The organism is Natronincola peptidivorans (assembly GCF_900111615.1).
Lineage (GTDB): Bacteria > Bacillota > Clostridia > Peptostreptococcales > Natronincolaceae > Natronincola_A > Natronincola_A peptidivorans.
This window is the reverse complement of sequence record NZ_FOHU01000002.1, coordinates 93,167-115,195: the sequence shown is the minus strand read 5'-3', so window position 1 is coordinate 115,195 and position 22,029 is coordinate 93,167. Positions and strand designations below refer to the sequence as shown.

Genomic DNA, 22,029 nt, shown 5'->3' with positions numbered 1-22,029 from the left:
TATATATATGTCTTAGTCTATTAATATGAGGAAGGATACAAATTTAGAATTGTTATTTTTACAGGTTTCTGAATTTATAAGTTATCTATAGACTACATGGCTTGTAAATTTATATCCACTAAAAAAAGAAACGAAGTTTTTTTCTCCGTTTCCGTTGGTTTTGCTATATAAAAATGTACTATTTTAATTGATTTTAGGAAGATAGTTCTGTGGATCTACTGCCCTTCCTTCTTTTAAGACCTGAAAATGCAGTAGAGGTCCTTCTAAGGTTTTATTGGCCGCTGTTCTTCCTATGCCGCTAATAACCTGTCCCTTCGTTACCTTCTGTCCTACCTTCACCATGGCATCGGTAGATAAATTGCTGTACCTGGTAATTAAATCCTCTTCATGCTGCAGGCTTATGGTTATTCCCATAATAGTATCATTGACAACCTCTATTACTTCGCCATCTAATACCGCCCTCACAGGAGCTCCTTCTTCTCCATGAATATCCATTCCACTATGGATGCTCCAGTGCTCCAAGGTCTCATGATACACTAATCTGTCCTCTGCAAAGGGCAATCCTACCTTCCCTATTACTGGCTGTATCATGATGATATCTTGAGCAGCTGTGGTTGGTGTGTTATCTTTTTCTGCTGCAGGCTGTCTTTTAGGACTTACCTCCAGCTGCGGCTCCTGCTTTGGTTGTGTTACTTCTTCAACAGCAGCGGCTTGAGTATCAGATTCTTCAGCAGTCGGCTTTTCTACTGGTTCTGACACTACTATATTATTTGAGTCTCCTATTTTTGCAGCTTCCTGACTATCCTCTTCTGTAGATGTGTCTTCCTCTACTAAGGTAATCTCTACTCTACTGAAATCTTCTTCTAGGTTTTCAGGAGGAGCTTCCGATAAATGATATTCTTCCTCCTGCCTAGATACCCACATAGCGGTTACTAGCACGATAGATACACATAATAATAAAATAAGATAAAACCCTTGTTTGTCCAAAAATCTGTAAACGGACCTCTTGTTTTCCTTTTCATTGTTATTGTCGTTGTTATTATCAAAAGACATTGAAATCCACCTCCATCTGTAATTATCGCCCGTTTCCGATAATTTATACCTATGGAGGTATTAAAAGTTATTTTACTCACTCCTATTACTTGTAAGTTTGCTAAAAGTGACACCCTGATAATAATGCTTTAGGATCTCTTGAAAATCGCTGCCCTGTTCTGCCATACCATTGGCTCCCCATTGACTCATCCCCACCCCGTGGCCATAGCCTCTGGTAGAGAAGGTTACAGTGTTGCCGCTAACAGTTATGGTAAAATCCGAAGACCTTAAATCAAAGGTTTGGCGGATTTGAGAACCAGTAAAGGTTTTGTTGCCGATTTGGATTTTACTTATACTACCACCCTGATTTTTTTCTAGAATGTTTATCTGAGAGGCTGCATTCCTCCTATCAATGGTAAAGTCTCTGTCTCTGCTTCTTAAACCATTTATAAATGCATCCATTGTGATCTTTTTTTGATCCACCAATACAGGTGATCTTTCCTCATAGGGACTAGAGACACTTCTGAGATATGGCTGAGCAGAAGCAAATACATCCTCAGAGTTTTCTGTTTTTCCACCACTGGTAGAATGATATAATGGTTCTATCGGTTGCATGTTATAGGTCATAATGATGCCTGTGGTGCTTTCTACCGCCTCTTGTATCTTATCCCAATAGTTTTCCATCCATGCCTTTCCATGTCTATTTTGTATTTCCTCCATGGATAACCACTCCTGACAATGGGCATGACTAGTACATACACTGGCACCAGGATGAGAAGGATGTCCTGCTTTCCCATGGGTGCTTTCTCTCCAAATAGCATAGGTCCTAGCTGCCACCGCCTGTGCCTTTAGGGCTTCCATTTCAAAGCTAGCGGGCATTTCTGCCACAAGGACCTGAGTGATATATTCCTCTAAATACAGTTCCATGATTTCTTTTGTTTCGTGATTGAATACATGAATGATAAGATCTGATTCCCTGATTTCCTCCCTAACGCCATCGTGTCTTTGGGGAGCCTGCATTTCACAGCTGCTAATAATAAATAATGGTATCAACAGGGTAATAACTAAAATAGAAATAAACGCAAAAAAAATACCCTTCATTGAATCTATCCCCCAGTAGAAGCAAATGAAAAATATAAAGTGGAATACATTCTTCATTTTGCATTTTGCTTTACCTAGGTATATGTTCTCAATAAAGGTTTTAGAACTATATCTTATGCTTCTTTATCCTCTTCTTTATCTTCTTCTCTATATATATTGGCACCAAGCCCTCTTAGCTTCTTTTCTATGTCTACATAGCCTCTCTCGATATGCTGGATATTGGTAACCTCTGTCCTGCCTTCAGAAACCAACCCTGTCAAAATCAGAGCAGCACCTGCCCTTAAATCAGTGGCCTTCACAGGAGCCCCGGTTAAGTTCTGTTGTCCTTCTATAATAGCACTTCTTCCTTCAATCTTTATATCGGCACCCATTCTTTTTAGTTCACTTACATGCATAAACCTATTTTCAAATACAGTTTCGATAATAACACTTGTACCATTTGCTATACTTAACAAAGCCATAAATTGTGCCTGCATATCAGTAGGAAAGCCTGGATAAGGAAGGGTTTTAATATCTACAGGTTTTGGTCTTTCTGGCCCTATCACCCTTAAACCGTTGCCTTCTTCATAGATTTCTACATCCATTTCCCTTAGCTTTGCGATGACAGGCTTCAAATGATCTGCCTCAGCATTGTCTACTAAAACATTTCCCTTGGTCATTGCTGCAGCCACCATATAGGTTCCTGCTTCAACTCTGTCAGGAATAACAGTATGGGTAGTACCCGTTAGCTTTGCAACGCCCTTTATCTTGATGGTATCTGTACCGGCGCCTTTAATGTCGGCCCCCATTTTGTTTAAAAAGTTTGCAAGGTCTGTAATCTCCGGCTCCTCTGCAGCGTTTTCTATAATGGTTTGACCTTCTGCTAGGGAGGCCGCCATAATGATATTTTCTGTAGCACCTACGCTGGGAAAATCTAAATAAATTTTACTTCCTTTCAATCTATCTGCCTTTGCCTCTACAAAGCCATGCCCTAACGTAATCTCTGCACCTAAGGCTTTAAATCCTTTTAAATGCAAATCAATGGGTCTGGTGCCTATAGCACATCCACCGGGCATAGAGATTCTGGCCTTTCCCATTCTAGCCAACAGCGGTCCCATTACTAGAAAGGAAGCTCTCATTTTTCTAACCAGCTCATAGGGTGCTTCAAAATTATCAATTTGATGTGCTCTGATCTCAATTTGTTCTCTATTTACTCTTTTTACATCGGCTCCTAAGCTAGCCAGCACCTCACAAATAACGTCAACATCTCTTAAAGGAGGTACATCCTCCAATACACATTTCTCTGTAGCTAATAAGGTTGCGGCTAAAATAGGTAACACGGAATTTTTTGCTCCACTTACTCGAACTGTTCCCTTTAAAGGTTGACTTTTTTCAACAACTATTTTTGCCAATATCTACTCCTCACTTTCCATGGATGCCAAAGTACTTTATTGATTTAGTAGGTTAAGGTAATCAAAGGGTTGGCAATATACAAATAGGTCTTCTCCTCATAATCATTATATCGCATTGCAAGCTGCAAGTTTACTTTATGATTGCCATATTGAATTGCCTCTGGAATAGTTGGTGTATAAACAGTAGTACTTATATATAATTCCTCTGCAACTTCTTCAACTTTATTCCCATTTACTAATTGAATGAGTCCATTAATTATACTTTCTCCATCTTCCTTGGCCATCCTACCATCGTAAGTTCCAACTAAATTAATAGTTGTCTCTATATTACTTCCATGTTTTTCTAAGATTTCCTTACTTTGATTACACTGATCCACTATATCTTTATACCTTTTATTTTGGATGATGTCAATAATAATATACGAGGTTTTTTCTTCTTGAATCTCTGCTGTATATACGATAAAAGTAATAATATCCCCTGTTTCATTGGTATTGGTTACTATAATTTGGCTCATGCCAATATCTGAAAATTCATGAATAAATAACTTGTTTTCATCTTCCTCTATCGATGCTTCCTCATATAAGGACCAATACCCATCATGGATCACAATCTCTTCCTTATCACTAAACCCCAATTTCTTTTTTAGCGTTTCCTTGATCTCTTGTACTTCTTCTTTGCTCCATAAGGTATCTGGTAATTCTAAGGTAGTGGTAATGTTCGCCTCTAAAATGTCGGCACCACTTTCTTCAAATATCTTTACCATTGGGTCTTCTGTATCAATCATATTGTTTCCATTTTGTATAGCAGAGGCTATATAAAAGAAACTTAAGAATAATAAAAAAATAATTCCTGCATAATAAACTTTTTTCATAACTAACGCTCCTTTCTTTTCCTGTTTACTGAAAACTAAAAAAAGGGAGAGGCTTAAGTATGTAAGCATGATGTTAAAGGGGGACGAAAAACATCCTTACTACACTTTTGCACTCTTCCCTTTGTAGTTTCATTATTGACAGGAAAAAAAAGAGCTATACTTTTAAATGCAAAATATAAAATTAAAAGTTTAAAGCTAAAGGTATACTATAGATAAGCAACCCCATGATTAAATAAATAATGCTAAGCGGTACATTTGCAGAACATGACCATAACTCCCAGGGAATGCAGATGAGAAATACGTTAAGCAATCTGTATGTTTGAGGGTACCGAGTTTGCAGATTGTAGTATTGTTCATCGAAGTGAGCTGTAGGAGTTATTCATGGGCGAAACCGTAACGTGTGTATTATTAATTTAAACTCAAAATTGCTTATCTATACATTTTTCATTCTTCATTTTTCATTTTAAGTTGATGTAGAAGGATAAAATCCTTCTACATCAACGGACCTCCATCAATATCTTTCTCGCAGGCGCCGCAATATAAACCAAAAAATTTATCTATAAAGCTTTGTTTCTTAAAAGCCTTTACTGCCTCTGGATCTATTGCCTTTAATTCTTCATAACACTCTTTACAAAGCTCTTTATGTTTAGCATTTTTAAATTTTTCTGGCAGCTCCTTTACTTCTGGTACTACATTCTCTCTATCTACAGCCGTGCGACTGGCCACCACTACACCCATAGCCTCTTTAGCATCTGTCGCTACAGATCTGTACTCCTTATCCATTTCCTTTGCTATCTTCATATATTTTGAAGTAGTTTCCATTGGTATGTTATTATTAACAATTAACATCTCTGCCATTGAGTCCTTTAACCCTTCCTTTACTATATGCAATGCTTCTGTCTTTTTTGCTTGTTCCACGGATAAACCTAAAATAATTCTCTCTCTAAACTCCCCCAGCCATTTTCTTTTTTCCTCTGGCTTTATTTGCGGTACTCCCTTTAATGCATATTCTAAAGTTCTTTCTAGTTCATTTTTGTCTGACATCTCTTCACCTCCAGCTTTTTTGCTTATGTATTTACTATTGATATACCCTTTTCAAATAGGATTCATTCCCTTTATCGAAGGCATCTTTACCTAGTTACTTGTTTATCTACCTATGCAGTTAATTTCCCCTGTAAATATTAGGATTATTCCTCATAGGGTTTGTCAGTTGCTTCTAAATAGTATATAATAAAATTTGCAGATTATGTAGACTGCTATGGATACTAACATCATTCACTGACCAAGCTGTGGCTAGATGTGTTGAATTATTAGGCATCATTTATTATAAATAATACCGCCTGCTTGAATGGAGGTTTTTTTGATGAAAATAGTTACAAAAGCTGATATTGCCTTAATTGTTATCGTTGTAATCCTGAGTATAGTTTCTTTTTTTACCATACCAACACTTTTATCAACACCCAGTAATGGAAAAGAAATTGTTGTGAATTTAGATGGACAGGAAATTCATCGTTTTCCATTAGTAGAGACTGACACCTCAGAATTTATTGATTTTCCCTTTGAAATCAGTGGAGTAACCTATACAGGGAGGTTAGAAATGCTGGAAGGTTACGTAAGGCTTCATCGCTTACCAGAGGCCATTTCTCCCTTGTCTATTCATGCAGATATGGGATGGATCAGTGAACCTTATCAAATGATAATTAGTCTTCCCATCAGAATGGTTATTTCCATCGAAGCTGTGGAGGGCGAAGAGCTTGAGTATGATTTAATTGTACATTAAAAAGCAAGATTAAAATCAAGACTGTGCAAAATTCTTCAGATTCAAGGCACAAGAAAACCCAGCGACTGCAGCGTATAGGTAATACGTAAAGGTGCTGGGTTTTTGAAGTAACGAAGAAGATGGAGGTTTTTCAACAGTCTAAGGGCTTGGTGCATTAGCATCAAGCCCTTAGTTTTTACTATTTTTTGCCTTTATATATTTCTATTCGATTCACTGCTTTTCTTAAAGCAATCTCTGCTCTTGCTGTGTCTATATCCTCTTTACCTACTTCTAATCGCTTTTCTGCTCTTTCCTTAGCTTCTTCTGCTCTTTGAACATCAATCTCCTCAGGCCACTCTGCAGCATCAGCAATAATAGTGGTTTCACCTTGGATTACCTTAACAAAACCGCCAGCGATGGCAGCCTCCTTAAAGCTTCCTTCCTTCTTGATCTTGATTTTACCGATTTTTAAAGGTGATACCATAGAAATATGTTCATCTAAGATTCCCACGTCTCCTTCAGTGGTTCGCACCACCGCCATCTCTACCTCATCATCGTAAAACACTCTATCTGGTGTTACGATTTCTAGATGAAACTTCGAAGCCATTTAATCACCTACTTCTCTTTTTTCGCTTTTTCTACTGCTTCGTCTATAGAACCTACATACAGGAAGGCAGACTCTGGTAAATCATCATGCTTACCCTCTAAAATTTCTTTAAAACCTCGGATGGTTTCTTTTAATGGTACGTATTTTCCTGGGAACCCTGTAAACTGTTCTGCAACGTGGAAAGGCTGTGATAAGAAACGCTGCATCTTTCTAGCACGGGCAACAGTTAGTTTATCTTCATCAGAAAGCTCATCCATACCAAGGATGGCGATAATGTCCTGCAGCTCTTTATATCTTTGTAGTACTTCCTGCACGCCACGGGCTACCTCATAATGCTCCCCTCCTACAATAGCAGGGTCTAGGATTCTTGAGGTAGAATCCAATGGATCCACCGCTGGATAAATACCTAGCTCAGCAATTTGTCTTGAAAGTACTGTTGTCGCATCAAGATGAGCAAAGGTTGTAGCTGGAGCCGGGTCAGTCAAGTCATCCGCAGGCACATAAACTGCCTGAACCGATGTGATGGAACCCTTCTTTGTAGAAGTAATACGCTCCTGTAATGCACCCATCTCTGTTGCCAGTGTCGGCTGATAACCAACGGCACTTGGCATACGTCCCAAGAGAGCAGAAACCTCACTACCAGCTTGGGTAAAACGGAAGATGTTGTCGATAAATAAAAGTACATCTTGACCTTCTTGATCTCTGAAATATTCTGCCATGGTAAGACCTGTTAAACCAACCCTCATTCTAGCTCCTGGCGGCTCATTCATCTGACCATAAACTAGAGTAGCTTTGTCAATAACGCCAGAATCAATCATCTCATGATATAGGTCATTACCTTCCCTAGTTCTCTCTCCAACTCCTGCAAATACAGAAAGTCCACCATGCTCTTTGGCAATATTGTTGATAAGCTCCATGATAATAACAGTTTTACCAACACCAGCACCACCGAAAAGACCGATTTTTCCACCCTTTGAATAAGGAGCGATTAAGTCAACAACCTTAATCCCTGTTTCAAGAATCTCTGTGGATGCTTCCTGTTCCTCAAAGCTTGGAGCAGCACGATGAATAGGTGCATGAAAATCAGAGGTTACCTCTTCTTTCTCATCCACTACCTCTCCAAGTACATTAAATATTCTACCTAATGTAGCCTTACCTACCGGTACAGTAATAGGACTGCCAGTGTCAACAGCTTCTGCTCCCCTCACTAGTCCATCTGTAGAACTCATGGCAACACATCTTACAGTGTCATCCCCGATATGCTGTGCAACTTCTACAGTAACCTTGTGGTCTTTTCCCTCAATGACAATAGCATTTAATAGGGCTGGTAGGCTTTCAGTACTGAATTTTATATCTACAACTGGTCCAATAATTTGCACCAATTTACCTACATTTGCTTCAGGCATTACTTTACCTCCTTTGCCGCATACTGCGGGATTAAAAATTGAAAGTGTAAAATGTAAAATGTCAACCTTAAAACCTTTAAATCATCTATCTATAGATAAAGTAATGGTTTTGACCTTCATTTTTCATTTTCATTACTTTTTTTATTTTTCATTGTCTTATTTAAGTGCTTCTGCTCCACCAACAATTTCAGCGATCTCCTGGGTGATGGAAGCTTGTCTTGCACGGTTATATTGCAGCTGTAAATCGCCAATCATTTCAGTAGCATTGTCAGTGGCACTTTCCATCGCCACTCTTCTTGCCGCCTGCTCACTGGTGGAAGCCTCTATCAATGCACCAAAAATCATGCTTTCGATATATTTTGGTACCAAAAAGCTTAGCACCCCTTCAGGTGATGGCTCATAGGCCATGAATTCTTCATCCTCGGTTTGAGAAATCTCTACGGCTTCAGCAGCTACTTCTATTGGTAATAGCTTTATTACCGTTGGTTTTTGATTGATAGTACTAATGAATTCTGTATAGACAAGATATACTTCATCCACCAGCTCCTGTTTATATAATTCTATCGACAGCTTTCCTATACTTTGCGCATCGCTAAAGGAAGGATTTTCTGATATACGGGTAAACTCTCCATCTAAATCATAGCTTCTTTTTCTAAAGTAGTCTCTAGCTTTTTGACCGATAGCCACCACAGATACCCTTTCTTTATCCTCCATATGCTGAACAGCTTTCTTTATCACATTGGTATTATAGCCGCCACATAGTCCTCTATCAGCTGTGATCACAATGTACCCTGTCTTTTTCACTTCACGGGAATTCAAAAATTCATGCTGTATTCCCTTGGTGGAGGCAACGATTTCTTCTACTGTACTTTTTATTGTTTTAAAATACGGCCTTGTTTTTTCTAGTCGTTCTTTCGCTTTTCTCAGCTTAGCAGAAGATACTAGCTCCATCGCCTTTGTGATCTGTTTTGTACTATTAACACTTTTGATCCTTCTTTTTATATCTTGCATTCCTAGTCCAGCCAATATATCACCTCCCGACTATTGGGCTAAAAACTTCTTTTTGAACTCCTCAAGGGCTGTCTTCAGTTTTTCTTCTGTTTCCCCTTCTAACTTCCCAGTTTCCTTAATGGTTTTTCCCACTTCAGCATACTGGGTATTGACAAACTCTAGGAATTGATCTTCAAAATCTCTTACCTGCTCCACTGCAATATCTGCTAGATATTTATTTGTTACAGCATAAATCATCATAACCTGGTTTTCTACTAGAACCGGTTGATATTGTGGCTGTTTTAAAATCTCAACAATTCTTTCCCCTTGGGCCAGTCTTGCTTGTGTTTCTTTATCCAGCTCAGAGCCAAACTGGGCGAAAGCCGCCAGTTCTCTGTATTGTGCCAGCTCTAAACGAAGCTTTCCAGCAACCTGCTTCATAGCCTTGATTTGGGCACTACCCCCAACCCTTGATACAGAAATACCAGGGTTAACCGCTGGACGTACTCCTGAGTAAAACAGCTCAGCCTCTAGGAAGATCTGTCCATCTGTGATGGAGATAACATTGGTAGGGATATAGGCAGAAACATCACCGGCTTGGGTTTCAATCAATGGCAAGGCCGTTAAAGAACCGCCGCCCCTTTCATCACTTAGCTTTGCAGCTCTTTCCAACAATCTACTATGTAGATAGAATACATCTCCAGGATAAGCCTCCCGGCCTGGTGGTCTTCTCAATAGCAATGACATAGCACGGTAAGCCACCGCATGCTTGGATAAGTCATCATAGATAATCAGTACATGCTTACCATTTTCCATAAATTCCTCTCCCATAGCACAGCCTGCATAAGGAGCAATATATTGTAATGGCGCCACTTCACTGGCGGTAGCCGATACAATAATGGTATAATCCATCGCACCATTTTTCTCTAAAACATCTTGTATTTGAGCTACAGTAGATTTTTTCTGACCGATAGCCACGTAAATACAGATAACATCTTCTTTCTTTTGGTTAATGATGGTATCAATGGCTATAGCAGTTTTTCCTGTTTGTCTATCTCCGATAATAAGCTCTCTTTGTCCTCTACCAATAGGAATCATAGAGTCTATCGCCTTGATTCCTGTTTGTAACGGCTCATGTACAGATTTTCTTGCAATAATACCAGGTGCTACTCTTTCGATTTCTCTATATTTATCAGTGTTGATAGGACCTTTTCCATCAATAGCTTGACCTAAAGCGTTAACAACACGACCTAACAGCGCCTCTCCTACTGGCACTTCCACGATTCTTTCGGTACGTTTGACGATATCGCCTTCTTTGATATTATCATCTGAACCCAAAAGCACGCATCCTACATTGTCTTCTTCAAGGTTTAAGGTCATGCCATATACATCGCCAGGAAACTGTAAAAGCTCACCCGCCATACACTTTTCCAGACCGTGAATTCTTGCTATCCCATCACCAACCTGAATAACAGTTCCAACGTCCTTCATCTCAAGCTTGTTTTCATACCTTTTAATCTGCTCTTTAATCACCGAGCTAATCTCTTCAGGTCTGAGATTCATGTGATATCACCCCTATTCCTATAATATAACTTGCGCCAACTGCTGCTTCAAATGCCCAAGTCGATTTTTCAGTGTTCCATCAATTACTTTGTCCCCGATCTTGACCAGGACACCACCAACAATCTCTTGATCCACTTCATTTTTTAATTTAACATTTTTACCAGATGCCATGGAAAGCTGTACCTGAAGCTTTAACAAAGTTTCTTCCTCTAGGGCTACTGCTGTGATGGCTACGCCCTCCACCATGTTTTTAGAAGCATCTGCCATTCTGTTAAATTCTTTAATCATGTCATAGATATAGTTGGTTCTTCTTTTATCTACCAAAATGTATAAGAAGTTTAACACTTCATTGCTAAGCTTGTCTTTAAAGACTTTGGTAAGGATTTCCTTCTTTTCACTGGAATTGACAAGTGGTGTATTCAAGAGTTTTTCAAAATCTTGATTTGCCTTTAAGCTTTCCTCAGTGAAATTTAGTTCTTCTCTTACCTGCTGAAGATTATCGTCCCCCTGGGCAACTTCAAATAGGGCCTCGGCATATCTCTTTGCAATTAATTCTGCCATGGTGTTTCCCCTACCTCTTTAATAAATTCTTCAATCATTTTTGTATGAGCTTTTTCGCTTAGTTCTTCTTCGATTACCTTAGAAGCTGCCATTATGGCTAATGTAGAGATTTGATCCTTCAGCTCGTTCACTGCTTTTTGTCTTTCTCTTTCCATGTCCTGGCGGCCCTTTTCTATAATCTTTTTTGCCTCTACTTCTGCCGCCTTGAGGATATCGTTGCTTCTTTCTTCAGCACGCTTTGTAGCCTCACGGATCATTTCATTTCTCTCTTCTTTGATATTGGCTAATTTACCTTCGTATTGTCCCTTTAAATCCTCAGCTTCTTTGTTCTTTGTTGCTGCATTTTCAAGGGCATCTTCAATACCCTTTGTTCTATTCTCCATAAACTCTGTAGCAGGCTTAAACAAGAAATGTCTAAGTACTAAAAAGATAATAACTGTGTTTGTGATTTGAAAGAAAAAGGTCCAACCAAATTCCACTAATCCTTGTTGCATCATTAACTGCCTCCTTTCCTTGTCTTAAGAGGTCCTTCTCAGAAAGACTTTCTTATAATAGGCCGATTAGTGGGTTTGCAAATAATAAGATTAAAGCAATAATTAATCCGTAGATACCTGTTGTCTCCGCAACCGCTGCACCTAGTAACATCGTTCTTACGATATCTCCTTGAGCTTCTGGTTGTCTTCCAACACCCTCTGCACCTTTACCAGCTGCGTATCCTTGTCCGATACCAGGTCCGATACCTGCGATCATCGCTAATCCTGCTCCTATAGCTGAAGCTGCTAATACTAACGCTCTACCTGTGATTGGTTCCATAATAATAATTCCTCCTTCAAAATAGTTTCATTTTATAAATTTTTATAAATTTTAAATTGTTGATAAAAAAGAATTTTTATAGTAATCCAACAAGTGGATTGGCAAACAATAGGATCAAGGCTATAATCATAGCATAAATGCCTGTAGTTTGTGCTACCGCCTGGCCTAAAAACATAGTCCTAACAATAGCCGGTTGATGTTTAGGCCTCTTTCCTACCATCTCTGTTCCTTTACCAGCTGCATATCCCTGACCTATCCCAGGGCCTATTCCAGCGATCATAGAAAGGCCTGCTCCTATGGCTGAAGCCGCCACCACCAATACTGCTCCAGATGTGTTGACCAACGGATTGGCAAACAGCATAATTAAGGCAACCACCAAAGACAGTATCCCTGAGGTCTCTGCCACCGCTGCACCCAGCAGCATAATCATTGTAGCCTGCTTACCACTTTTAGGATTGTAGCTTACAGCTTCTGCACCTTTGCCAGCTGCATAACCTTGACCAATACCAGGACCTATCCCGGCTATCATAGTAAAGCCCACTCCTATAGCTGAAGCCGCCAGGATCAGAGCTCTACGGTCGAAGGTCATCAACCATTCTAAAAACCTCATGATAAAGTTTGTATTTTCCAAGTTTTCACCCCCTTAGGGACCAAATTACCATTAATCCATAGCAATTGAAATAAATACCATTGAAAGCATTACAAAAATAAAGGTTTGTAAAACACCTGCAAAAACATCAAAATACAAATGAAGAGCTATAGGAATTCCCGCTTGAAATATTGGGAAGGACCCTAACCCTACGGCACTACTGAGACCTATCAATCCGCCATATACTAAGGACATGATAATAAGTCCGCCTACAATGTTTCCAAACAAACGGAAGGAAAGTGATATAGGTGTAGCTAGCTCACTTAAAATATTTAAGGGTAATAAGAATGGAATTGGTTCTAAAAATCCCTTCAGATACCCTCCAACACCCTTTCGCTTTGCACCAAAAAAGTGAATCATACAAAAGGTCAAAGCTGCTAATGCAAAGGTGGTGTTGACATCTGCAGTGGGTGGCCTAAGTCCTAACAAACCAAATAAATTGGCACATAATAAAAACAAGAAAAGTGCACCCATATAGCTTGCAAAAGTCTTTTTGTCTTCTCCCATTGTTTGAATCGTTAGCTTATTGATAGCATCTACAACGACTTCTACTACATTCTGCCTACCAGTAGGTACCTTTTTAAAAGCTTTTCCCCCAATAACAGCCAGCACTGTCAATACCAGCATAATTAGCCAGGTATTCACAACGGTTTCTGTCACAGGTATCCCCCCAAGGATAGGAATCTCAAATATGACCTTTGGGCCAAACTCCATTTATTTTGCCTCCTTTCTTTTGAATATATTTTTAAAGTATTGTTTATTATTAAACAACTCTTTTTGCAGAATTACAAACTTTAAAGATAGAATACCAAAAATGGTACCCAATACATGAATGTACTCTGCTTGTATAGATATATATAATACAAGCCCTATAATCAAGTACCGAATCATATACCTTATACTAGTATATGCTTGGGCTTGATGGGGCTGCATTTTCACCGCCTTATTCAATGTAAGAGAAAGTAGTCTAAAGTTTAACAAGGAAATAATGGTTCCAAATAGCAACCCTACCAGAAATGGTAAGGGAGGGTTTGCTATAAAAACCCCAATTACTCCTATTGCACTATTTACCAAAAGAACCCCCTTAATGATTTTAAATTGCGTCTCCCATACTGGGTTCATTTTATCACTTCCTTTGTTTCTTTTTAACATCCTTTGTGGCCACCTTAAAAAGGTTTATAAAGGCAACGATAACTCCTATGATAATACAAGCAAATAAAAATATCGGCTGCGTATCAAACCTGTTGTCTACCCATCTGCCTATGTATACGCCCCCAATAATAGGTATAATCATGGATATGCCAATATAGCTGATAAGGGCTATATTTTCCAAAACATTTCCTTTTTTTCTATTTGACGCCATAGCCCCTCCCCATTTTAAAAACCCTTGTGATATTTATGTAACAATGCTCATGTTTATTATATCATAATCTTTTTTGAATAGAAGATACTGTAAAGAAAAACTTTTGGAAATATTTAAAATTTAACTTCATTCCATTTTAATAGATTTTCAGATTTTTGCAAGAGAATAATCTTAATTTTCAGCACTAATTTTCGACAAACTCATTAGGATTTGCTTATTTCTTTGTTTTTCATATTGTCGAAAAGCTTTCTGGCACTTCTTGAGATAAGCCTAAGTGATATTTTAAAGCTGTGATGATTCTTTCACAGGCTCTACCATCTCCATAGGGATTTACAGCATTTGCCATATGTAGGTAATCTTTGCTGTTTAACAATAATTTATCTACTTCCTTTATGATAGCTTCCTTTTCTACCCCCACCACCTTTACTGTACCTGCCTCTACTGCCTCTGGCCTCTCTGTTTCAGTCCTCATGACCAATATAGGCTTTCCTAAGGCTGGGGCCTCTTCTTGAATACCACCAGAGTCCGTCAGTATTAAATGGGCTTTATTTAATAGGTTAGCAAAGGGTTCATAATCAAGGGGTTCGATTAAATGCATGGCTTTTGTCTCTCCCATGATCTCTTTTGCTAGGCTTCTGATACTGGGATTTAAATGTACAGGAAACACCACCTCTACATCCTTATGCTTTTGGGTAATTTCTACCACAGCCTCAAAGATATTTTTCATAGGTTCTCCCCAATTTTCTCTTCTATGACATGTCATAAGCAGGACTTTTTTGTTCTCATAATCAATTTTATTTAATCGAGGATCCTCAAATAAATAGTCCTTTTTTACTACCTGTAGTAAAGCGTCAATGACAGTATTTCCAGTGATATAAATGTTTTTTTCTTGAATGTCCTCTTTGACTAAATTTTTATAATTTCCTTCAGTGGGTGCAAAATGAAGATTTGCCAAAGATCCTGTAAGCCTTCTGTTCATTTCCTCAGGATAAGGAGAATAAATATTGCCGCTCCTTAAGCCTGCCTCCACATGTCCTACTGGAATCTGCTGATAAAAAGCCGCTAGAGCTGCTACAAAGGTTGTGGTAGTATCTCCATGGACAAGAATAATATCTGGTTTCGTCTCCTGTAAAATCTGTTCCATGCCCTTTAGTACCTTCACTGTAATATCAGAGATAGTTTGCCCATGCTGCATAATATTTAGGTCATAATCTGGTTGAAGCTCAAATAAATTTAATACCATATCCAGCATCTCTCGATGTTGAGCAGTAACACATAGAATAGAATCTATTCCCTCCGCTTCCTGCAGTTTTTTTACCAAGGGCGCCATTTTTATCGCTTCTGGACGGGTACCAAATATGGTCATCACCTTTAATTTCTTCATCCTTTTACTTCCTCTCTATCAATCTTATTTCTGAAGTATATAATTCGACATAAATATGCAGATACCCTTTATATTTATGTTGGCAAAAAAGTTTCAGATTTTATGTCATTTTTCATTATGGTGCTTAAATGAAATGAATGCAATGTTTTTTTAATTATCCCCTATTTTATCAACTATAGCTTTAGTATATGTATTTTCTTTATTTTTTAAGTTGTTTTCTTTCATTTATTGTCACAAAAAAAAGATAGGGGTATAGTTGTAGGTCTCCAACAAAAGCCCCTATCTTTTTATGATTCTTACATCCTTTTACTATTAATCTTGTCTTTTTATTCCAATACCATCCTCTAGCTTGTCATCTGGAGTAAGCACCACAGCATCTCCTTCTTGAAGTCCGCTTATAACCTCTACCCTTCTACCACTTTCAATACCAGTTTCTATTTGTCTCAAAGCCGCTGTCCCATTTTCCTCCACAAAGACAAACTCTTTACCATCCTGTTGAAATACAGCGTTTTCTGGTATGATTAAAGCATCCTCTCTCCTGTCGATAATCACCTTTATGTCTAAGTCATAGCCCGGGCGCAGAGCTGCTGCCTCTCCTTTTATATCAATCTCAATGGTAACTCTTTTTTGTTCAATCCCTAAATCAGATATCTTACTAAAAGCTTGAGGGTGGATCTTTCTAACAGTTCCCATAACACCGTCAATGGCTAAATCCCTATTAGATATTTCTACCATGGCTCCCTCTGCTATATCCGCCATATCACCAATCAAGATATCACTTTCTATATACAATATGCCTTTATTGCCAATCTCCATCAAGGGGGTTCCTGGCTGTAGATAACTTCCCACCTCTACCATCTTTGTCATCACTGTCCCGCCTATAGGAGCCGTCACAACAAAATCTTTCTTTTTGCTATTTAGATCCTCTATTTGAAGATCTACTTGATGAAGCTGTGCTTGGAAACCAGCAACGATATTGTCGGAAACAGGTTTTTTCAGTATTTCTAGATCAAGTTTTATCCCTTCTAGGTTTGCCGTTTCAGTTTCCAGCTGGGTTATGGTGCTCTCATATTCTTCACGGCTGATGGCTCCAGCCTCATAAAGCCTTTTGTTGCTATCAGCCCTTCTCTCTGCCTCCTGTACCCGTCTCTCTTGGATAGACAGCTGTAATTCTAATTTATCAATCTGTTGCTGATCGATTGTTTTTATAGCCTCATTGTACTGTGCAGTGATCACAGACTTCTGTGCCTCTAATTCCCTGATCTGTCTTGTCAACTGTTGATCATCTATTCTCGCTAGTATTCCTCCCGCTTCAATGGAATCTCCTACCTCCACCAATACCTCTATTACTCTTCCCGCTGTAGAGGCATAAACACTAGCTTGGTTCTGTGTTTTTACAACGCCCAGCTCCTCCACATAGGCAGCTATGTTTCCTTTTTCTACCAATGCCATATTTACATCCACAGCCTTGCCTCTATTGACTATAAAAATTCCTGCACCTATCAATACTACAATAATAGCAATAATCCCAATGATTTTCTTTTTCACCTTATTCACATCCCCTCACTGCCTAAAGGCAGGATTTAAAATTTAAAATGTAAAATGCAAAATTAAAACCATAAAATTCTTTAATGTTGTTGATTATAGATGGACTTTTGTTGTCATTTTTCATTTTTCATTCTTCACTTTATTATTGTTTTTAAGAGATTCTATTTTTCAGTGCATCTATAAAGTTGAGACGATAAATTTTTCTTATGGTGGCTAGCTGTGCTAGAGCAACAAAGATAATAGTAGCAACGCCAGCGATAAAATAACTACTGATATCTATAATCAGAGGAATGCCAAATATGTCTGTTGTTACCATGGCATTCACCATAGCTACACACATCCCATAGGCTACAGGGATTCCTAGTACAATCCCCAGTATAGTCATTAAACCATTTTCTCTGCTAATCATTTTATAGATTTCTTTTTTATCGAAACCCAGTACCCTTAAGGAAGAAAACTCCAATATCCGTTCGCTGATACTGATGACAGTTACATTGTACACAATAGCAAATCCTAACACACCGCCAAAGACCATCAATACCCCTACACTGTAAATAATCATATCCATAAATTCTAGAAAGCTGTTTTTCATATCCTCCACCGATTGTATCTGCCTAATATTTTCTACATCCTGTAGCTTGGGTATGACATCATCTCTAGAAGCTACCAGAGCACCTGTTACCATGCCTTTTTCTCCCATTAAGGCATTTAATGCTTCAATATCCATATAAGCATTGGTTCCTAAATATTGTTCGATGACTCCCTTTACTACAATCCTCTCATCCTCTTTGTCCGGCATGAAATTCTTTATAAGGATTTCATCCCCCACCTTTACTCCCAAGGAATCCGCCAGTCGATCCACTAGAATAATTCCATTTTTAGGTACCTCTATTGGCTGTCCTGTTGGACTTTTAAAATGATAAAATTCTGTATCTCTGGGTACCCCGATGACACTAACAATTTTTTTCTTCCACCCATTTCTTAATTCAAAGGGGATCTCTGTTTTAGGCTCTATATGATCCACCTCAATTACTTGTGTCAGCTCTCTGATAGCATTTCCACTCATAGGATGGGCAAAGTCAATATTATAGTCCATTGTTTGAAGCTCTCCATACTGCAATAAAAAGATATTGGTCCATACAGAGGACATAAAAACCGGTACCATGGTAATCCCATAGGTTAGAGCAATTCCTGCCACCAGAAAGGCTGCTCTTCTCTTATTTCTTAGGATATTTCTGATAACCATCTTCCAGCTGAAGGAAATCTTATCCCAAATAGCCTTGATTTTTTCTAGCCAAATCCTACCTCCTGCCTTAGGAGCTTCTGGCCTCATAGAATCAGCAGGAAATATTTTTAACACACTTCTAGCTCCTGCTAATCCTGATGCGATACAGAATCCGCTGGTTAATAAGATGCCGTAAACAAAGTAAATGTAATAAATCTCCATTTGCAGCATTGGGATATTCATAAACATCATATACATATCCGTAAAAAGCATAGATAATGGAATACTGAGAACCATACCCACAATGGAGCCTGTTAAACCAATCAACAGGGAGTATTTTGTATAGTGACCTAATATATCTAGATTACTATATCCCAAAGCCTTCATTACCCCGATGGACATTCTGTCATTCTTTACCAGCCTAGATAGCATAACATTGATAATCACTGCCGCAACGATTAAAAATAATAGGGTAATGGCGGTGGACATGTTTTCCAGCTGTTCCACCTCCTGCATCATCATGCTATGACTTAGCTGATCCTCTCTTTTGGTTACCCTGCTGACGCCATAGCGATCCAGCTGATCCTCGATATCATCTACAATCCTATCTATTTGATGGAGATAGTTCTCATCTATCTTTATCATAACTTCATTATAACTGCCCTGATATCCTAATGCAGATTGGGCGAAATCCTCTGTCACATAGATAACACCAAATTTTTCTGGTGTTGGCAGCAAACTCTGCTCATTCTCCATAAGATAGATATACTCTGGACTTCCTACGATTCCTACTACATCCAAAGGATACTCTCTTCCTGCAATATAAGGAGTGATCTTATCCCCCACCTCAATACCTCTAGCATCTGTAAATTGCTGTAACACTGCTGTGGCTCTAATATCTGTCTGCTGCAGCTCTCTTCCTTCCAGAGTATGGAGACTGTTAATTGCGTCTGTTTCCTTAGGAATTGAGACAATCCGCACCCTTACCTTTTCATTAGGATCCTCTACTCTAAGGGGGACTTCACTGCTGACCCTTCCCTGGGCTGCCTCCACCCCCTCTATCCTATGAAGTCGATCTATTGCTGTTTTAGGAATCCTTACTACCTCTACAAAAACATCTCCAAAATTTGTTTCATCATAATAATAGAATATAGAATCATTTAAGTTATCTGCCATCATACTAAAGGAAACATAGACCGTCAGGGCTAAAATCACCATCACCGTCACAGAAATGAACTGTCCTTTTGAGTTTTTGATGAGTCTCAACAACCTTACATCTAACTTTTTCATCACCATTCAATCCCTTCAGGGTCAATTGGATTGGTATTTATAGTCTCCTCAATAATTTCTCCACTTCTCATTTTAATTACTCTGTCTGCCATTTCACCAATAGGTACATTATGAGTAATGATCACCACCGTCTTATTAAAATCTTGGTTGATTTTTTTTAATAGAGATAGGGTCTTTATTCCTGTCTCAAAATCTAAAGCTCCAGTAGGTTCATCACATAATAGCAGGGCTGGATTTTTTGCCACTGCTCTAGCAATGGCCACCCTTTGCTGTTCACCACCACTCATCTGAGCTGGAAAATGTTCCTTTCTATCTCCCAATCCCACAGCCTCCAGCACCTCATCAATATTGAGAGCTTCTTTGCAGATTTCTGTAGCCAGCTCCACATTTTCTTTGGCGGTTAAATTGTTCATTAAATTATAAAACTGAAAAACAAAACCTATTTTTTCCCTTCTATAAGCAGTTAGCTTCTTATCATTATAGTCTGTGATATCCTCACCCTGCATAAATACCTTGCCTTCTGTAGGTAGGTCCATTCCGCCTATTACATTTAGTAGTGTACTTTTGCCGGAACCACTGGGGCCTAATATGACAACAAACTCTCCTTCATATAATTGGAGATCTACATCCTTGATGGCTGCCACCTGGACCTCTCCCATTTGATAGATCTTGCTGATTTTTTCCGTCTTCATAATTATGTTCCTATCCATCCTTATTCCACCTCTTTTTCCCCTAATAGGCCATACTTAAGAAAATCATAAAAGTCTCTTGTTGCAGCTTCTATTTCTTCCTTTGAAGTGATTTTATCAAAATATTTATCTCCGAAGACCCCAATAAGCATGATCAGCATATCTGTCATAAAATCTACATTGACCTCCCTTATCTCTCCCTTTCTTACCCCATCTGTAATGATCTTCTGAAAGAAAACCCTGCTGACTCTGTATTTTTCCTTCATTACCTTTTCCATGATGGGAGGACTCCCCATGATATCCTTATAAAAAGCCAGAGAGTACTGCCTTGACATCTCCACATTATACTTCATTAGATGATCTATTTTCTTTAGCGTTCCTGGTATCTTTTTCATATCTTCTTCAAGCATGACAGTATTTCTATCCAGAATAGATAGGATTACTTTTATAAAAAGCTCTTCTTTTGATGAAAAATGCTTGTAAATTGTCATCTTGCTAATCCCTGCTGCCTCTGCAATCTCATCCATGGAAACCGCTTTATAGCCTATCTTTGTAAAAAGCTCCTCTGCCTTTTCCATCAACCGATTATATTTTATCTCACTCTGTGTAGTCATTTTGCCACCTCCTACAGCCACAAAAAAAATTGGACAAATTTGTACTTTTATACTTGTTGAGTATAATTTTATTATACTTCTTCTACCTTCTTTCTTCAATGCTTTTTCCACAAAAAAACAAAAAGGACAGGGGACGGTTCTTTGTCCCTCTAACCTCTGTTTTCTTCTGCATCTAGTGCTTATATTTTGACCTAAACTAAAAGAGAGAACACTTTTACTAAGTGTTCTCCCTCATTCTTTCAATGCATTGCTATTTTTATGTTTTTTTGCTGGGACACATCTCTGTTCCCCGTCCCTTGAGGATTTATTTTAGGCTTAGGATTTTTCTTGCTTCCTCTGGTGTTGCTATTTCTCTTCCTACTGCTTTGGCGATTCCTACTACTCGTTCCATCAGCATTTCATTGCTGGCGGGTACACCTTTTCTTATTTCTAATATATCCTCTAGACCTGTTCTTACATGTCCACCCATTGCAATAGCCATGGTTAGTAGTGGTACATGGGCTTTCCCGATAGCAGTTACGGACCATGTGGAATCTGGCGGCAGGCTTTCTACCATATGGATCAGGTTTCTAGGGGTTCCCGCTATTGATCCCGGTACATTCATTACTAGGTTAAAGTGCAATGGACCTTCTAAAATTCCTTTTTTCATTAGATATCTAGCGTTATCAATCATACCCATGTCAAAGGCTTCGATCTCTGGTTTCACACCATTTTCCTTCATGGTGTTGATTAAATGTTGAATAAGCTCTGGTGCATTGGCATTGACAGCGTTAGGAAAGTTTGAAGATCCAGTAGCAAGGCTGGCCATCTCAATATTTAAATCTAACATCTGACTTCTCCACTCTGGTGTATTGCCGCCACCTCTGGCTCCTGTTGATAATTGAGTGATTACGTCCATCTTTTCTTCATGGATTTTATCTACTACCTCTTTAAATAATCCTCTATCACTGGTTGGCTGGCCTGCTTCATCTCTAACATGTAGATGTGCTATAGATGCCCCCAATTCTCTACATTTTTTCACAGTTTCTACGATTTCATCTGCTGTAATGGGTGTATTAGGATTTAGTTCCTTTGTAGGTACGTTTCCGGTAGGTGCTATGGTTATAATTAATTTTTCCATGTATAATCCCCCTCCTTTACCGCCTGTGGCGGAATTTAAAATTTATAATGAA

23 protein-coding genes are annotated in these 22,029 nt (G+C 38.7%); 1 reads left to right on the top strand and 22 read right to left on the bottom strand.

Annotated features, from left to right (window positions below):
• Positions 1–183 precede the first annotated feature (183 nt).
• From BMX10_RS03280 to BMX10_RS03260, 5 genes are all read right to left on the bottom strand, one after another.
• Positions 184–1,053 carry a M23 family metallopeptidase gene (locus BMX10_RS03280; protein WP_090439287.1) on the bottom strand — a complete coding sequence of 290 codons (870 nt, stop codon included), beginning with the start codon at positions 1,051–1,053 and terminating at the stop codon, positions 184–186.
• Between the two features lie 72 nt (positions 1,054–1,125).
• Positions 1,126–2,133, bottom strand: coding sequence for a stage II sporulation protein D (gene spoIID, locus BMX10_RS03275; protein WP_090439283.1), 1,008 nt, complete (start codon positions 2,131–2,133; stop codon positions 1,126–1,128).
• 113 nt (positions 2,134–2,246) lie between these two features.
• Positions 2,247–3,524: a UDP-N-acetylglucosamine 1-carboxyvinyltransferase gene (gene murA / locus BMX10_RS03270; RefSeq protein WP_170834660.1), complete on the bottom strand. Its 1,278-nt coding sequence runs from the start codon at positions 3,522–3,524 to the stop codon at positions 2,247–2,249.
• 44 nt (positions 3,525–3,568) lie between these two features.
• Positions 3,569–4,396, bottom strand: a complete 828-nt coding sequence (locus BMX10_RS03265; RefSeq protein WP_170834659.1) for a YwmB family TATA-box binding protein — start codon at positions 4,394–4,396, stop codon at positions 3,569–3,571.
• 492 nt (positions 4,397–4,888) lie between these two features.
• On the bottom strand, positions 4,889–5,440 hold the full coding sequence (locus BMX10_RS03260; RefSeq protein ID WP_090439274.1) for a YueI family protein: 552 nt from the start codon (positions 5,438–5,440) through the stop codon (positions 4,889–4,891).
• Between the two features lie 319 nt (positions 5,441–5,759).
• Here BMX10_RS03260 and BMX10_RS03255 point away from each other — a divergent pair, with 319 nt between their 5' ends.
• The gene (locus BMX10_RS03255) at positions 5,760–6,176 is read left to right on the top strand and encodes a NusG domain II-containing protein (protein WP_244272625.1); all 417 of its coding nucleotides are present in this window, start codon (positions 5,760–5,762) and stop codon (positions 6,174–6,176) included.
• Between the two features lie 178 nt (positions 6,177–6,354).
• Here the strand turns inward: BMX10_RS03255 and BMX10_RS03250 are convergent, their stop codons facing one another.
• The 17 genes from BMX10_RS03250 to BMX10_RS03170 all read right to left on the bottom strand — a co-directional run bounded on the left by BMX10_RS03250 (position 6,355) and on the right by BMX10_RS03170 (position 21,977).
• The gene (locus tag BMX10_RS03250; RefSeq protein ID WP_090439268.1) at positions 6,355–6,762 is read right to left on the bottom strand and encodes a F0F1 ATP synthase subunit epsilon; all 408 of its coding nucleotides are present in this window, start codon (positions 6,760–6,762) and stop codon (positions 6,355–6,357) included.
• 8 nt (positions 6,763–6,770) lie between these two features.
• Positions 6,771–8,168: a F0F1 ATP synthase subunit beta gene (gene atpD / locus BMX10_RS03245; RefSeq protein ID WP_090439265.1), complete on the bottom strand. Its 1,398-nt coding sequence runs from the start codon at positions 8,166–8,168 to the stop codon at positions 6,771–6,773.
• A 156-nt stretch (positions 8,169–8,324) separates the two neighbouring features.
• A complete protein-coding gene (gene atpG, locus BMX10_RS03240; RefSeq protein ID WP_244272624.1) occupies positions 8,325–9,194 on the bottom strand; it encodes an ATP synthase F1 subunit gamma in 870 nt (289 codons plus the stop codon).
• Between the two features lie 15 nt (positions 9,195–9,209).
• Positions 9,210–10,721 carry a F0F1 ATP synthase subunit alpha gene (gene atpA, locus BMX10_RS03235; RefSeq protein WP_090439262.1) on the bottom strand — a complete coding sequence of 504 codons (1,512 nt, stop codon included), beginning with the start codon at positions 10,719–10,721 and terminating at the stop codon, positions 9,210–9,212.
• Between the two features lie 18 nt (positions 10,722–10,739).
• A complete protein-coding gene (locus tag BMX10_RS03230; protein WP_090439258.1) occupies positions 10,740–11,282 on the bottom strand; it encodes a F0F1 ATP synthase subunit delta in 543 nt (180 codons plus the stop codon).
• Positions 11,270–11,779 carry a F0F1 ATP synthase subunit B gene (atpF, locus tag BMX10_RS03225; RefSeq protein ID WP_244272623.1) on the bottom strand — a complete coding sequence of 170 codons (510 nt, stop codon included), beginning with the start codon at positions 11,777–11,779 and terminating at the stop codon, positions 11,270–11,272. Before atpF ends, BMX10_RS03230 begins: the two co-directional genes overlap by 13 nt.
• A gap of 49 nt (positions 11,780–11,828) precedes the next feature.
• Positions 11,829–12,095, bottom strand: a complete 267-nt coding sequence (atpE, locus tag BMX10_RS03220; protein ID WP_090439255.1) for an ATP synthase F0 subunit C — start codon at positions 12,093–12,095, stop codon at positions 11,829–11,831.
• Between the two features lie 76 nt (positions 12,096–12,171).
• Positions 12,172–12,726, bottom strand: coding sequence for an ATP synthase F0 subunit C (atpE, locus tag BMX10_RS03215; protein ID WP_244272622.1), 555 nt, complete (start codon positions 12,724–12,726; stop codon positions 12,172–12,174).
• Between the two features lie 30 nt (positions 12,727–12,756).
• The gene (gene atpB / locus BMX10_RS03210; RefSeq protein WP_090439252.1) at positions 12,757–13,458 is read right to left on the bottom strand and encodes a F0F1 ATP synthase subunit A; all 702 of its coding nucleotides are present in this window, start codon (positions 13,456–13,458) and stop codon (positions 12,757–12,759) included.
• The gene (locus BMX10_RS03205) at positions 13,459–13,896 is read right to left on the bottom strand and encodes an ATP synthase subunit I (protein WP_244272621.1); all 438 of its coding nucleotides are present in this window, start codon (positions 13,894–13,896) and stop codon (positions 13,459–13,461) included.
• The gene (locus BMX10_RS03200) at positions 13,871–14,107 is read right to left on the bottom strand and encodes an AtpZ/AtpI family protein (protein WP_090439248.1); all 237 of its coding nucleotides are present in this window, start codon (positions 14,105–14,107) and stop codon (positions 13,871–13,873) included. The genes BMX10_RS03205 and BMX10_RS03200 overlap by 26 nt, the downstream gene beginning before the upstream one ends.
• A 229-nt stretch (positions 14,108–14,336) precedes the next feature.
• Positions 14,337–15,491 (bottom strand): non-hydrolyzing UDP-N-acetylglucosamine 2-epimerase, encoded by a 1,155-nt coding sequence (gene wecB, locus BMX10_RS03195; RefSeq protein WP_090439245.1) that lies wholly within the window; start codon positions 15,489–15,491, stop codon positions 14,337–14,339.
• A gap of 312 nt (positions 15,492–15,803) precedes the next feature.
• Positions 15,804–17,039, bottom strand: a complete 1,236-nt coding sequence (locus BMX10_RS03190; RefSeq protein ID WP_090439242.1) for an efflux RND transporter periplasmic adaptor subunit — start codon at positions 17,037–17,039, stop codon at positions 15,804–15,806.
• Positions 17,040–17,190: 151 nt separating this feature from the next.
• A complete protein-coding gene (locus BMX10_RS03185) occupies positions 17,191–19,554 on the bottom strand; it encodes an ABC transporter permease (RefSeq protein WP_090439994.1) in 2,364 nt (787 codons plus the stop codon).
• Complete coding sequence (locus tag BMX10_RS03180) at positions 19,554–20,264, bottom strand: ABC transporter ATP-binding protein (protein ID WP_090439239.1); 711 nt, start codon at positions 20,262–20,264, stop codon at positions 19,554–19,556. The genes BMX10_RS03185 and BMX10_RS03180 overlap by 1 nt, the downstream gene beginning before the upstream one ends.
• Before the next feature lie 2 nt (positions 20,265–20,266).
• Positions 20,267–20,857 (bottom strand): TetR/AcrR family transcriptional regulator, encoded by a 591-nt coding sequence (locus tag BMX10_RS03175; protein ID WP_090439236.1) that lies wholly within the window; start codon positions 20,855–20,857, stop codon positions 20,267–20,269.
• 304 nt (positions 20,858–21,161) lie between these two features.
• The gene (locus tag BMX10_RS03170; RefSeq protein WP_090439233.1) at positions 21,162–21,977 is read right to left on the bottom strand and encodes a beta-keto acid cleavage family enzyme; all 816 of its coding nucleotides are present in this window, start codon (positions 21,975–21,977) and stop codon (positions 21,162–21,164) included.
• Positions 21,978–22,029: the final 52 nt, after the last annotated feature.